We start from the raw sequence: 12,959 nt of genomic DNA, 5'->3' as shown, positions 1-12,959 counted from the left end.
CGACAGCCCCACCCCGGCCGCGCCGTCCCACGGATACGCGCCAGGCGCCTCCTTCGCCGTGATGTACATCCCGCGCTTCGGGCCCGACTGGGCCAAGCCCGTACTGGAAGGCACCGCGGCCGGCGTACTCAAGCGTGGCCTCGGCCATTACGACCGCACCGCGCACCTCGGCGCGCTCGGCAACTTCTCCGTCGCCGGGCACCGCCGCACCTATGGCGACCCGTTCAAGGACTTCCCACGGCTGCGCCCCGGCGACGCCGTGGTGCTCACCGACGGCACGACCTGGTTCACCTATCGCATCGACAACCGGCCCTACACGACGCTGCCCGGCGATATCGGCGTGATCGACCCCGTGCCGCCGAAGTCCGGTTTCGACGGCCCCGGGCGGTATCTCACGCTGACGACGTGCGAGCCGGAATGGGGCCACAGCCACCGGCTGATCGCCTGGGCACACCTGGACGCCACCCAACCCGCGGCACAGGGAAGGCCATCGGCTTTGACCGGCTGACCCACCAGCGCCCGTCCTCGCCCCTTACTCTGGTCTCGCAAACGACATCGTCATCGGCATCGGCAAGGGGACAGCGACAGCATGTACGGCTGGATCTGGCGGCATCTGCCGGGCAACACGTGGGTGAAGGCGCTGATTTCCCTGGTGCTCGCGCTGGCGGTCGTCTTCGTACTCTTCCAGTACGTCTTTCCGTGGGCGGAGCCGCTGCTCCCCTTCAATGACGTCACTGTCGACCAAGGGATGGCAGCCGTCCGATGACCGCACGGATTCTCGTCGTCGACAACTACGACAGCTTCGTCTTCAACCTCGTCCAGTACCTCTACCAACTCGGTGCCGAGTGCGAGGTGCTGCGCAACGACGAGGTCGCCCCGCGGCACGCTCAGGACGGCTTCGACGGGGTGCTGCTGTCGCCCGGACCCGGCACTCCCGAGCAGGCCGGTGTCTGCGTCGACATGGTCCGGCACTGTGCGGAGACCGGCGTCCCGGTCTTCGGCGTCTGCCTGGGCATGCAGTCGATGGCAGTCGCCTACGGCGGTGTGGTGGACCGCGCTCCCGAGCTGCTGCACGGCAAGACCTCGCTCGTCGTGCACGAGGGCGCCGGCGTCTTCTCCGGGCTGCCCACGCCGTTCACCGCCACCCGCTACCACTCCCTGGCCGTCGAGCCGGACACGGTCCCCGACGACCTGCTCGTCACCTCCTGGACGGAGGCCGAGGACGTCCCCGGCGGACGGATCATCATGGGCCTGCGGCACCGCGAACTACCGGTCGAGGGCGTGCAGTTCCACCCCGAGTCGGTCCTGACGGAGTGGGGGCACCGGATGCTGGCCAACTGGCTCGTCGAATGCGGCGATGAGGGGGCGGTGGAGCGCTCGACGGGGCTGGCCCCGGTGGTCGGCAAGGCCGGCGCGTGACCGCCTTGCGCCCCGAGCGTGAAGGCAGTTCCCACGAGCCCTACGATCCGGACCGGTCGTACGCGGCACAGGGCCCGTACGGGCCGCAGGAGTCCCACGGGCAGCCCGACGCCTTCGAGGAGGCGGTAGGGAAGCTCAACGACCCCCTGAACGATCCGCTGCCGGGCCGCGCGAGCCCGGCACCCGCGCCCCCTGCCTTCGGCCAGCCGGGCCGGGGGCGCCGGCGGGGCAAGCCGGCGCAGGAGGGCGTCCAGCACGGCTCCCCGTGGTTCCGCCCGCATGTGGAGCCGGATCCCTCACGGCCGGTCCGGCAGCCGTACGAGCCTCCCGCGGCCGCCCCGGGCCAGGGTTACGGCGCCGCCCCCCGCCCCGTCTCGGCCGAGTCGATAACCCGGCCCTATGCCGCGCCTTCGGCCCCGGTGCCCCCCGCCCCGGCTCCGGCCGCCGCATCCGTCCCCGCGCCCTGGCGGAACGACGACGAGACCATGGCCCTGCGGCAGGCCGAGAAGCCCGACGGCGACACCGTTTCACGTGAAACCGAGGCGACGGTTTCACGTGAAACGGCGGCAGACCCTACGCCCACAGGCGGCAGGGCGGCCCGACGCAAGGCCGCTCAGGAAGCCGCCAAGCGCGGCGGCCGGCGGGGGCGCCACGGCGGGACGGCCGGCACCACAGCGGCCGCTGAGACGGCCGCCGACTCCGCTGCCGCTGCGCCCACGTCCCGGGTCGAGGCCCGGCGGGCCGCCCGAGCCGCCAAGGACAGCCCCAGCCTGATCGCCAGCCGCGCGCTGGGCGAAGTGTTCATCACCCTTGGCGTGCTGATGCTGCTCTTCGTCACCTATCAGCTGTGGTGGACGAACGTCCGGGCCGAGGAGGAGGCGGGGGGCGCCGCCACCAACCTTCAGCACGAGTGGGACAGCGGCGGCGGCGAGAAGAAGAACCTCGCGGACGGCGAGCGCTTCGGGATCATGTATATCCCCAAGCTCGATGTGAAGGCCCCGATAGCCGAGGGCATCGACAAGCACAATGTGCTGGACCACGGCATGGTCGGTCACTACGACAAGAACAGCGGGATCAAGACGGCGATGCCCTGGGACAAGAAGGGCAACTTCGCGGTGGCCGCCCACCGCAACACCCACGGCGAGCCGTTCCGCTACATCAACAAGCTCACCAAGGGCGACAAGATCGTCGTTGAGACGCAGAGCTCGTACTACACGTACGAGATGGAGAGCATCCTCCCGCAGACCTCGCCGAGCAACACCAGCGTGATCGGCCCCGTACCGCCCGGCTCGGGCTTCACCGGCCCCGGCCGCTACATCACGCTGACGACCTGCACCCCGGAGTTCACCAGTACCTTTCGGATGATCGTCTGGGGCAAGATGGTCGACGAGCGGCCGCGGAGCAAGGGCAAACCGGATGCGCTCACCGGCTGAGTGAACAAAAGAGGGGTGCTACGCGGTGACTGCCACCGGAAACGACCAGGAACGCGACCGGTCCGCGCCGCCACTCACGCCGCGACGGACGCGCAGAGCCGTCGCGTCCGTCGTCAGCGTCATCGGTGAGCTGCTGATCACGGCCGGGCTGATCCTGGGCCTGTTCGTCGCCTATTCGCTGTGGTGGACCAACGTGCTCGCCGACCGTGCCGCGCACCAGCAGGGCGACCAGGTGCGCAAGCACTGGGCGAGCAGCGGGCCCAAGGGGCCGGGGGAGCTCGACACCAAGGACGGCATCGGCTTCCTGCACGTACCGGCGATGGACAACGGCGACGTGCTGGTCAAGAAGGGCACCGATGCCGAGGTCCTCAACGAGGGCGTGGCCGGCTATTACACCAAGCCGGTCAAGTCGGGGCTGCCGAAGGACAAGAAGGGCAACTTCACCCTCGCCGCGCACCGCGACGGCCACGGCGCGAAGTTCCACAACATCGACAAGCTCAAGGACGGCGACCCGATCGTCTTCGAGACCAAGGACACCTGGTACGTCTACAAGGTCTTCGCGACGCTCCCGGAGACCTCGAAGTACAACGTGGACGTCCTCGACGAGGTCCCGAAGGAAGCCGGCAAGCACAAGGCGGGCCGCTACATCACCCTCACGACCTGCACCCCGGTCTACACCTCTAACTACCGCTACATCGTCTGGGGCGAGCTGGTGCGCACCGAGAAGGTCGACGCGGACCGCACACCCCCGAAGGAACTGCGCTAGCCGGCCGGTCCGGGGCCGGCCGGGGGCCGGCCCTGCCTCCTCCCGTCTGCCGCCCCAACTCCCGGCGAGCCCCCGGCCCCCGGCGAGCCCCCGGCCCAGCCGGCGTGCCCCCGGCCCAGCCGGCGTGCCCCCGGCCCAGCCGGCGTGCCCCCGGCCCGGCGTCTGCGGCCAACGCAAAGCCCCGGCACCCTTCTCAGGTGCCGGGGCTCTGTGCTGCGTCGTCGGTACGGACCGGCTAGCCTCCGAACGCTCCGCCGAAGAAGCCGCCGCCGCCGCCGTCATTGCCGCCGTTACCGCCCCCGCCCCCGCCGCCGATGGTGGTCAGCGTGACGGTGGTGTTCGCGGGGTCGGACGGCGTCTGTGCCGCCGGGTCCTGAGTGACCACGCGGGCGTTGTCGTCCGTCGCACTGCCGCCGGCGAACTGGATGTTCTTGAAGCCGGCCTGCTGGAGCGTCTTCTTGGCGTCCTTCACGGTCTGGCCGACCACGCTCGGCACCGGCGTCTGTGCGCCTGCCTTGCCGACCGTGAGGTTCACCGTGGAGCCCTTCTTGGCCTGGGTGTTGCCCTCCGGGCTCTGGCTCTGCACCTTGCCGACCTGGTTGGGGTCGCTGACTTCCTGCTCGGTCTTGGTGACCTCGAAGCCCTGGGCCTTCAGCTGCTGCTCCGCCGCGGCGGCGTCCTGCCCCGTGACGTCCGGGACCCCCACCTTCGGGCTCTCCGTGGCGATGGACAGCGTGATCTTGGTGTTCTTGGTCTTCTTCGAGTTCGCCTTCGGGTCCTGGTCCGCGACGGTACCGGGGTCGCGGTCGGAGACCACGGGCTTGCTCTCGATATTGGTGAAGCCCTTGTCCTGGAGATCCGAGCGTGCCTCGGCCTCGGTCAGGCCCGTCACACTGGGCACCGAGATCTGCTCCCGGCCCGAGCACAGCGTGACGGTGACCGTGTCGTTCTTCTGGATCTCTCCGCCGGCCTCCGGGCGCTGCTCGGTGACCTGGCCCTTCTTGACGTTGTCGCAGGCCTTGCGGCCCCCCTCGGCGACCTTGAAGCTGCCGTTCTGCCCGAACGCCTTGGCTTCCTTGAGGGTCTTGCCGACGAGGTTGGGCACCGGCGTCGTACCGCCCTTGTTGCCCTTGGTGAACATCGCCTGGGCGATGAAGATCGCACCGATCAGGACGAGGACGGCCGCCAACACCAGCAGAATCGTCGAGGTGTTGCTCTTCTTCTGGCCGCCACCGCGCCGCCGGTCGCCGCGGTCGTCGTAGCCGTAGCCCCCGTCGTCCGGGTTCATCGGCGGAAGCATGGAGGTCTGGCCGGCCGGATCCTGCGGACGCAGCATCGTGGTCGGCTGGTCCTGGTTGAAGCCGGCCGCGCCCATCGCGGAGGTCGCCGCGACCGGCTGGCCCTCCAGCGCCGCCTCGATGTCGGCGCGCATCTCGTCCGCCGACTGATAGCGGTAATCCGGGTCCTTGACCAGCGCCTTCAGGACGATGGCGTCCATCTCCGGCGTGATCTCGGGGTCGAAGTTGCTCGGCTTCTGCGGCTCTTCACGGACATGCTGATAGGCCACCGCGACCGGCGAATCACCGACGAACGGCGGCCGGACGGTCAGCAGCTCGTAGAGCAGACAGCCGGTGGAGTACAGGTCGGAGCGGGCGTCGACCTGTTCACCCTTGGCCTGCTCGGGAGAGAGGTACTGTGCCGTGCCGATGACGGCCGCGGTCTGCGTCATCGTCATCCCGGCATCGCCCATGGCCCGGGCGATGCCGAAGTCCATGACCTTGACCTGGCCGGTGCGCGTCAGCATGACGTTGGCGGGCTTGATGTCGCGGTGGACGATGCCGGCGCGGTGGGAGTACTCCAGCGCCTGGAGGACACCGGTGGTCATCTCCAGCGAACGCTCGGGCAGCAGCTTTCTTCCGGAGTGCAGCAGCTCACGCAGGGTGGAGCCGTCGACGTACTCCATCACGATGTACGGGATCGAGACGCCGTCGACGTAGTCCTCGCCGGTGTCGTAGACCGCGACGATCGACGGATGGTTCAGCGAGGCGGCCGACTGGGCCTCACGGCGGAACCGGGCCTGGAAGGACGGGTCACGGGCGAGATCCACCCGCAGCGTCTTCACAGCTACGGTGCGGCCCAGGCGGGTGTCGTGCGCGAGGTACACCTCGGCCATCCCACCGCGGCCGAGCACCGAGCCCAGCTCGTACCGGCCGCCGAGGCGACGCGGCTCTTCCATAAGCTTCTCCAGCCCTCTCCGTCAGTCCCGACCGCACCGGTGTGTGGTCCGGCGGTGTGCTGTCCGGGCATACCGTACCCGGCACGCCTTACCGGATCCGGCCGGAGCCGCAACCTGATACGTGACCGGTATTGGCGTGATCCGTATCACTTCTGGCCTTCGAGTACTGCCTCCATCACGCGCTTTGCGATCGGAGCAGCGAGTTTGCCGCCGGCGATGTCGTCGCGGAGGGTGTCGGATCCCTCAATGACGACAGCGACCGCGACGGGGGTGCCCTTGTCGGTCTTCGCGTAGGAAATGAACCAGGCGTACGGGTTGTCCTTGTTGTTCTCGCCGTGCTGCGCCGTACCGGTCTTTCCGCCGACGGTGACGCCGGGAATCTGTGCGCTGGTTCCCGTGCCCTTCTGGACGACGGTCTCCATGATGCTCTGGACCTTCTGGGCGTTCTCCGGGCTGAGCGGCTGGCTCATCTCCTGCGGCGTGTGCTGCTGGACGACATTGAGGTTCTGCGCGACCAGCTGGTCGACCATGTACGGCTTCATCAGCTTGCCGCCGTTGGCGACCGCCGAGGCGACCATGGCCATCTGCAGCGGCGTGGCGCGGTTGGAGGCCTGGCCGATGCCCGCCTGGGCGTTCTGCGGCCGGTTGTCCTTGGGGAAGATGGACTCCGCGGCGCGGACCGGGGTGTTGATCCCCGGGTCGTTGAAGCCGAACTTCTCCGCCTCGGCCTTCATCTTCTTGTTGCCGAGATCGGCGCTGATCTTGCCGAACACGGTGTTGCAGGACCAGCGCAGCGCCTCCCGCAGGGTGGCGTCCTTGCAGGGGATGTTGCCCTCGTTCTTCAGCTCGACGCCCGAGGTGTCGGGGAGCGTGTAGGGCAGCGGCGAGTTGGTCTTGGTGTCGACGTCGGTGTAGAGACCGTTCTCCAGGGCCGCCGAGGCCGTGACGACCTTGAAGGTGGAGCCGGGCGGGTAGGTCTGGCGCAGCGCCCGGTTGAGCATCGGCTCGTCGGGGTCGTTCTTCTTCTGCAGCGCGTTGTACGCCTCGGCGTCCTTGTTGCTCATCCCGGCGAACGACGACGGGTCGTACGACGGGGTGCTGGCCAGCGCCAGGATCGCGCCGGTCTCCGGGTTGATCGCGGCGACCGCGCCCTTCTGGTTGCCGAGCCCGTCGAAGGCGGCCTTCTGGGCCTTGGCGTTGAGCGTGGTCACCACGTCGCCGCCCTTCTGCTTGCCGCCGGTGAACATGTCGACCGTGCGGCTGAAGAAGAGCCGGTCGTCGGTGCCGGTGAGGATGCCGTCGTTCAGCTTCTCCAGCTGGTTGGCGTCGAAGGCCTGCGAGGCGTAGCCGGTGACCGGCGCCCACATCTTGCCGTTCTTGTACGTGCGCTTGTACTTGAAGTCGCCGCTGTCGGTGGTCGTGGAGCCGGTGACGGCCTTGCCGTCGACGATGATGTTGCCGCGCGGCGTGCTGTAGCGCTCGATGGCGACCCGGCGGTTGTGCGGGTCGTTCTTGAGCTGGTCACCCTCGACGAACTGCACCCAGTTGACGCGGACCAGCAGAGCGAGGACGAGCAGGCCGCAGAAGATCGCGACCCGGCGCAGGGGCTTGTTCACGGGCGGACCACCTGGGTCATCTCGGCGTCGGTGGACGGGGCGGGGGCCGGCGCCGGGCGGCGCGCGGTGTCGCTGATCCGCAGCAGGATGGCGACCAGTGCCCAGTTGGCGATCACGGACGAGCCACCCTGGGCGAGGAACGGCATCGTCATACCCGTCAGCGGGATCAGGCCGGTCACGCCACCGGCGACGACGAAGACCTGCAGGGCGAAGGCGCCGGACAGGCCGATCGACAGCAGCTTGCCGAACGGGTCACGGGCGGCCAGCGCCGTACGGATACCGCGCTCGATCAGCAGGCCGTAGAGCAGCAGGATGGCCATCAGACCGGCGAGACCGACCTCCTCGCCGACGGTGGCGAGAATGTAGTCGCTCTTTGGCGCGATGCCCTGGATGAGGCGGGAATAGCCCTGGCCCAGACCGGAGCCGAGGATGCCGCCGGACCCGAAGGAGTACATCGCCTGGGCGGTCTCGGTGACACCGCCGTTGGACAGCTCCAGCGGGTTGAGCCAGTTGTGGACACGGACCTGGACGTGCGACTCGAACGTCGCCACCGCGACCGCGCCGCCCGCGCTGAGCAGCAGACCGAACACGATCCAGCTGGTGCGCTCGGTCGCGACGTACAGCATCACGACGAACAGACCGAAGAAGAGCAGCGAGGTACCCAGGTCGGTCTCGAAGACCAGGATCATCAGGCTCAGCGCCCAGATGACGAGGATCGGGCCGAGGTCGCGGCCGCGCGGGAGGTAGAGCCCCATGAAGCGGCGGCTGGCCAGCGCCAGCGCGTCCCGCTTCACCATCAGATAGCCGGCGAAGAAGATCGCGATGATGATCTTCGCGAACTCACCGGGCTGCAGGGAGCCGAGACCCGGAATCGTGATCCAGATCTTCGCGCCGTTGACCCCGGGGAAGAACACCGGCGCCACCAGCAGCACCAGCGCGACCACCATCGAGATGTAGGTGTAGCGCTGCAGGACACGGTGGTCCTTGAGGAAGATCAGGATGGCCAGGAAGATGGCGACGCCGAACGTCGACCACATCAGCTGGTTGGGCGCCATCGCCTTGCCCAGCGAGTGCTCCTGGTCCAGCCGCCAGATGAAGATCAGTCCCAGGCCGTTGAGCAGCGTGGAGATGGGCAGCATCAGCGGGTCGGCGTACGGCGCCCACTTGCGGACGACGAGATGCGCGACGGCCGCCAGCAGGCCGAGGCCCAGGCTGTAGCCCAGCACACCGGCCGGCACCGAACCGTCCTTGGCCAGGCCGACGTTGATGTACGCGAACACCGGGATCAGCACCGCGAAGACGAGCATCGCCAGCTCGGTGTTGCGGCGGCTCGGGGCCCCGATCGTGCCGATAGTGGTGGTGTTGGTGGTACTGCTGCTCATGAGATCTACGGCCCCCTACGCCCTCACTGCTGGGTGCTGCAATTCTTTTCCAGCTTCAGCTGTTCCTCGGAGGGGGCCTGGCTGGGAGTGGCTTTGGGAGACGGGGACACGGGCGCGGCGAGCGTGCCCGCCGTGCTGGCGCCGCTGTTCCTGTCCGTTCTGTCGGTGGTTCCGGGCCGGGTGCTCGGGGATGCGGACGAGGACGGCGTACCGGGCTTGGGTGACGTGCCTGTCTTGGGCTTGCTGGGGTGCCGGGCGGCCTCGCGCTCGGCGGCCTCGCGCTGTTCCTTGCTGCGGCAGGCGTTGGCCTGCCGGCTCAGCTCGGAGACCTTCTCGCCGCCCTGGGAGCGGTTGTCGACCGCGATCGTCTCCTTGACCTGGTTGCGCTGGTACAGCGGCAGGTACTTGAGTTCGATCTCGGGGTGATCCTCGTCCACGCCGTTGAGCTTTATCCACGCGAGGTCCTGGCTGATGCCCCGGTAGAGCGCGACGTGGTCGTCCTTGCTGCCGACGAAGTACTGGGTCTGCGTCCAGCGGTAGCCCGTGTAGAGCCCGCCGCCGACGACCGCCAGCGCCAGCGCGATCAACAGGGACCGCTTGATCCACCGTCCGCGCGGACGGGGCTTGACGAAGTCCTCGTCCATGAACGCGCCGAACGAGCCCTGTGGCGGCCCGCCGATCTCCGTATCGCCGCTGCCGGGCGGCCCGAACGCGCCACCGGGCGCCGGGTGCCCCCCCGGCCGGCCGAGCTCGGCGGCCCGGGCGGCGGGCGTCTGCAGCGTGCTCGGGTCGCTGAGCTGGTGCTGGTTCTCCGCGACGGCACCGACGACGACCGGGGTGTCGTTGAGCTGCCCCGCCATGGTGTCGTTGCCGTCCACGTCCAGGACGTCGGCGACGATGCAGGTGATGTTGTCGGGGCCGCCGCCGCGCAGGGCGAGCTGGATCAGCTCCTGCACCGTCTCGTGCGGCCCGTGGTAGCTGGCGAGGGTCTCTTCCAGCGTCTGGTGGCTCACGACCCCGGACAGGCCGTCCGAGCAGATCAGATACCGGTCGCCGGCCCGCACCTCGCGGATCGACAGATCGGGCTCGACGTGATCGCCGCTGCCCAGCGCCCGCATCAGCAGTGACCGCTGCGGGTGGGTGGTGGCTTCCTCTTCGGTGATCCGGCCCTCGTCGACCAGCCGCTGCACCCAGGTGTGGTCCTGGGTGATCTGGGTCAGTACGCCGTCGCGCAGCAGGTAGGCGCGCGAGTCGCCGACGTGCACCAGGCCGAGCCGCTGTCCGGTCCACAGCAGGGCGGTCAGGGTCGTGCCCATGCCCTCCAGCTGGGGGTCCTCCTCGACCATCATCCGCAGCTGGTCATTGGCGCGCTGTACGGCCGTGCCCAGGGAGGTGAGGAGGTCGGAGCCGGGGACGTCGTCGTCGAGCTGGACGAGGGTGGAGATCACCTCGGAGGAGGCGACCTCACCGGCGGCCTGGCCGCCCATGCCGTCGGCGATGGCGAGCAGCCGTGGCCCGGCATAGCCGGAGTCTTCGTTGCCCTCGCGGATCATGCCCTTGTGCGATCCGGCGGCGAAGCGCAGTGACAGACTCATGCGCACCTCACCCGTCGGCTCGGGGTACAGCCGGTCTCGTCGAGCCACACTGCCCACCCTCCGGTCGGGAGCACACCGAGGTCCGTCGAGTGGACCGTCGCGGCTCGCTCGCTCCGCTCGCTCATTGTCGTACTACTTCCGCAGCTCGATGACGGTCTTGCCGATGCGGATCGGGGCTCCCAGCGGAATCGGTGTCGGGGTCGTCAGTCGGGTCCGGTCCAGGTACGTGCCGTTGGTGGAACCGAGGTCCTCGACGATCCACTGGCCGTCACGGTCCGGGTAGATCCTGGCATGCCTGCTGGACGCGTAGTCGTCGTCCAGCACGATGGTGGAGTCGTGCGCACGGCCCAGGGAGATGGTCTGGCCTTGGAGGGCGACGGTGGTACCGGTCAGCGAGCCCTCGGAGACCACCAGCTTGGTGGGGGCTCCGCGGCGCTGGCGGTTGTTGCCGCGGCCGCCTTCCTGGCGGCGCTGCGGCGGCGGCGCGGCCGCCTGGCGCTGCGCACGTGCTTCCTGCCCGCCGCGCCGGGCGGCACCGCGCTGTGTGACGCGCGTGCCGAACAGATCGCTGCGGATGACCTGAACGGCCACGATGACGAACAGCCACAGTACGGCGAGGAAACCCAACCGCATGACCGTGAGGGTCAGCTCTGACATGCTCCCCGCTTCACCCTTCGGCTTGCCGGTAAACGATGGTGGTACTGCCCACGACAATCCGCGAGCCGTCGCGGAGATTAGCGCGAGTGGTGTGCTGCCCGTCCACCACGATGCCGTTCGTGGAGCCCAGATCCTGGATCATGGGGGGCGTTCCGACCCGGATCTCACAGTGACGCCGGGAGACACCCGGGTCGTCGATCCGTACGTCGGCGTCGGTGCTGCGGCCCAGCACGAGCGTGGGGCGCGAGATCTGGTGGCGGGTGCCGTTGATCTCGATCCAGCGCCGCGTCTGCGCGTGGGGCTGCGGTCCGGCACCGGGGGGTGCCGTACGGGGTGCGGACTGTGCGCCGCCGGGAGGCGGGGACGAGGGCATGGGGGGCGCGCTGACGTGCCCGCCGCCGGGCTGGCCGCCACGGGGCATCGCGGCGGCGCGCTGGGCGGCCGCCGGGCCCGAGGGCTCCTGGGACGAGCTGGAGGCGAGCGTGCGGCTGCGGACGCGGTACAGGCCGGTGTCGAGATCGTCGGCCTTCTCCAGATGGACCTTGATCGAGCCCATGAAGGTGTACCGCTGCTGCTTCGCGTAGTCGCGGACCATGCTCGAGAGCTCGTCGCCGAGCTGCCCGCTGTAGGGGCTCAGCCGCTCGTAGTCAGGGGTGCTCAGCTCGACGATGAAGTCGTTGGGGACGACGGTGCGGTCGCGGTTCCAGATGGTGGCGTTGTTGTCGCACTCGCGCTGCAGGGCGCCGGCGATCTCCACGGGCTGTACCTCGGACTTGAACACCTTGGCGAAGGTGCCGTTGACGAGACCTTCGAGACGCTGCTCGAAACGCTTCAGTACTCCCACGGGGCACCTCCTTCCTCAGTCTTCGTCGGGGTCGTCCTGATCGAGTCGTCCTGATACTGCTTACTGATCGTATCCACGCGTAGGGAAATCGGCTGGTTCCCCTTTCCCGCCTTGAGGACGAGTGTCGCCCCTCACAGGGTTGCCCGGTGCTTGTCTGCTCCTTGTCCACTGCTTGTGCACTGCGATCGTAGATGTGCCCCGAAGACAGTGTCCCGCAACCGCACACCGATCCGGCCGGGCGGGGCCCGGAGTCGGTCGTGGCACGGAGCCTGCCCTTCCGGCCGGCCCGGAGGCAGGCCGGTGCGCACGCTCCGGTTGCGGCTACCGCGAGTGTGAACCCTCGGGGCAGTGCTCGGCCAATGCCCGAGGCGCGGCGGGGTGCCGCCCGCAGGCCCCCGCGGGGCGGGGACCGGGGGAAAGGCGTGTGAAGACACCCCCGTCAGCGTGCTAATGTTCTGGATGTCGGCAGGCGCTCGCACAAGACCCGGACGGAACACCCCGGATCGCGTGAGAGGATCAACCGGCAGCACCCATGCGCGGGTGGCGGAATAGGCAGACGCGCTGGATTCAGGTTCCAGTGCCCGAAAGGGCGTGGGGGTTCAACTCCCCCCTCGCGCACAGATGAGACCCCCGGTCTCCGGAGAAATCCGGAGACCGGGGGTCTTTCGTTGTCTTCGTCACGTTGTTGCTCGGGTCACGCGGTGGTCCGGGGTGCGGGGTACGTCCGGGGGCACGGTTGTCTCGCTCACGGGTGCGGGATGCCCGCTATGTGTGGCTGCCCGCTGGCTCGCAGGCCGTGGTGACGTGAGGCTTACGTCACAGAATTGATCTTGGGCGTGATTTAGCCGCCGTGGCTTGTTGCCGCCCTCCTGGCGTGGCGGTCTCCCCGGCTTGGGTGCGGGGATGAATCGGGCTTCCAGGTACGGGAGTTGGGTGGTTGCGGGGGTGGCGGCGACCACCGCGCCCGAGGCGTCGTAGAGCGCGGCCCAGCAGCAGGGTCGCGCTCTACGA

At 68.9% G+C, this 12,959-nt stretch carries 11 protein-coding genes and 1 tRNA gene; 6 read left to right on the top strand and 6 right to left on the bottom strand.

The genetic code is table 11. The features are described from left to right. The 5 genes from EST92_RS26960 to EST92_RS26945 all read left to right on the top strand — a co-directional run. The coding region (locus EST92_RS26960) for a class E sortase (RefSeq protein ID WP_135789069.1) at positions 1-508 on the top strand (508 nt) is incomplete at its 5' end. A gap of 81 nt (positions 509-589) precedes the next feature. Next, positions 590-766 (top strand): hypothetical protein, encoded by a 177-nt coding sequence (locus tag EST92_RS31705; RefSeq protein ID WP_006604449.1) that lies wholly within the window; start codon positions 590-592, stop codon positions 764-766. Beyond that, complete coding sequence (locus EST92_RS26955; protein WP_006604450.1) at positions 763-1,419, top strand: aminodeoxychorismate/anthranilate synthase component II; 657 nt, start codon at positions 763-765, stop codon at positions 1,417-1,419. The genes EST92_RS31705 and EST92_RS26955 overlap by 4 nt, the downstream gene beginning before the upstream one ends. Next, positions 1,416-2,852 (top strand): class E sortase, encoded by a 1,437-nt coding sequence (locus tag EST92_RS26950; protein WP_129283370.1) that lies wholly within the window; start codon positions 1,416-1,418, stop codon positions 2,850-2,852. Before EST92_RS26955 ends, EST92_RS26950 begins: the two co-directional genes overlap by 4 nt. Positions 2,853-2,877: 25 nt before the next feature. Continuing rightward, positions 2,878-3,618 (top strand): class E sortase, encoded by a 741-nt coding sequence (locus EST92_RS26945; RefSeq protein WP_129283369.1) that lies wholly within the window; start codon positions 2,878-2,880, stop codon positions 3,616-3,618. A gap of 235 nt (positions 3,619-3,853) precedes the next feature. Here the strand turns inward: EST92_RS26945 and pknB are convergent, their stop codons facing one another. The 6 genes from pknB to EST92_RS26915 all read right to left on the bottom strand — a co-directional run bounded on the left by pknB (position 3,854) and on the right by EST92_RS26915 (position 11,948). Next, positions 3,854-5,854, bottom strand: coding sequence for a Stk1 family PASTA domain-containing Ser/Thr kinase (gene pknB / locus EST92_RS26940; RefSeq protein WP_129283368.1), 2,001 nt, complete (start codon positions 5,852-5,854; stop codon positions 3,854-3,856). A 146-nt stretch (positions 5,855-6,000) separates the two neighbouring features. Then, a complete protein-coding gene (locus EST92_RS26935; RefSeq protein WP_129283367.1) occupies positions 6,001-7,470 on the bottom strand; it encodes a penicillin-binding transpeptidase domain-containing protein in 1,470 nt (489 codons plus the stop codon). Then, entirely contained in the window at positions 7,467-8,852 is a 1,386-nt protein-coding gene (locus EST92_RS26930; protein ID WP_129283366.1) for an FtsW/RodA/SpoVE family cell cycle protein, read from the bottom strand. Before EST92_RS26930 ends, EST92_RS26935 begins: the two co-directional genes overlap by 4 nt. A gap of 23 nt (positions 8,853-8,875) precedes the next feature. Beyond that, a complete protein-coding gene (locus EST92_RS26925) occupies positions 8,876-10,447 on the bottom strand; it encodes a PP2C family serine/threonine-protein phosphatase (protein ID WP_129283365.1) in 1,572 nt (523 codons plus the stop codon). 132 nt (positions 10,448-10,579) lie between these two features. Next, on the bottom strand, positions 10,580-11,104 hold the full coding sequence (locus EST92_RS26920) for an FHA domain-containing protein (RefSeq protein WP_129283364.1): 525 nt from the start codon (positions 11,102-11,104) through the stop codon (positions 10,580-10,582). 10 nt (positions 11,105-11,114) lie between these two features. Beyond that, positions 11,115-11,948 carry a DUF3662 and FHA domain-containing protein gene (locus EST92_RS26915; protein ID WP_129283363.1) on the bottom strand — a complete coding sequence of 278 codons (834 nt, stop codon included), beginning with the start codon at positions 11,946-11,948 and terminating at the stop codon, positions 11,115-11,117. 534 nt (positions 11,949-12,482) lie between these two features. Here EST92_RS26915 and EST92_RS26910 point away from each other — a divergent pair. After that, positions 12,483-12,566, top strand: a tRNA-Leu gene (locus tag EST92_RS26910). The last annotated feature ends 393 nt before the right edge of the window (positions 12,567-12,959 follow it).

Origin of the sequence: Streptomyces sp. TM32 (assembly GCF_004122755.1) — a bacterium.
In the GTDB taxonomy this organism is placed as follows: domain Bacteria; phylum Actinomycetota; class Actinomycetes; order Streptomycetales; family Streptomycetaceae; genus Streptomyces; species Streptomyces sioyaensis.
This window is presented reverse-complemented; position numbering and strand designations above follow the sequence as displayed.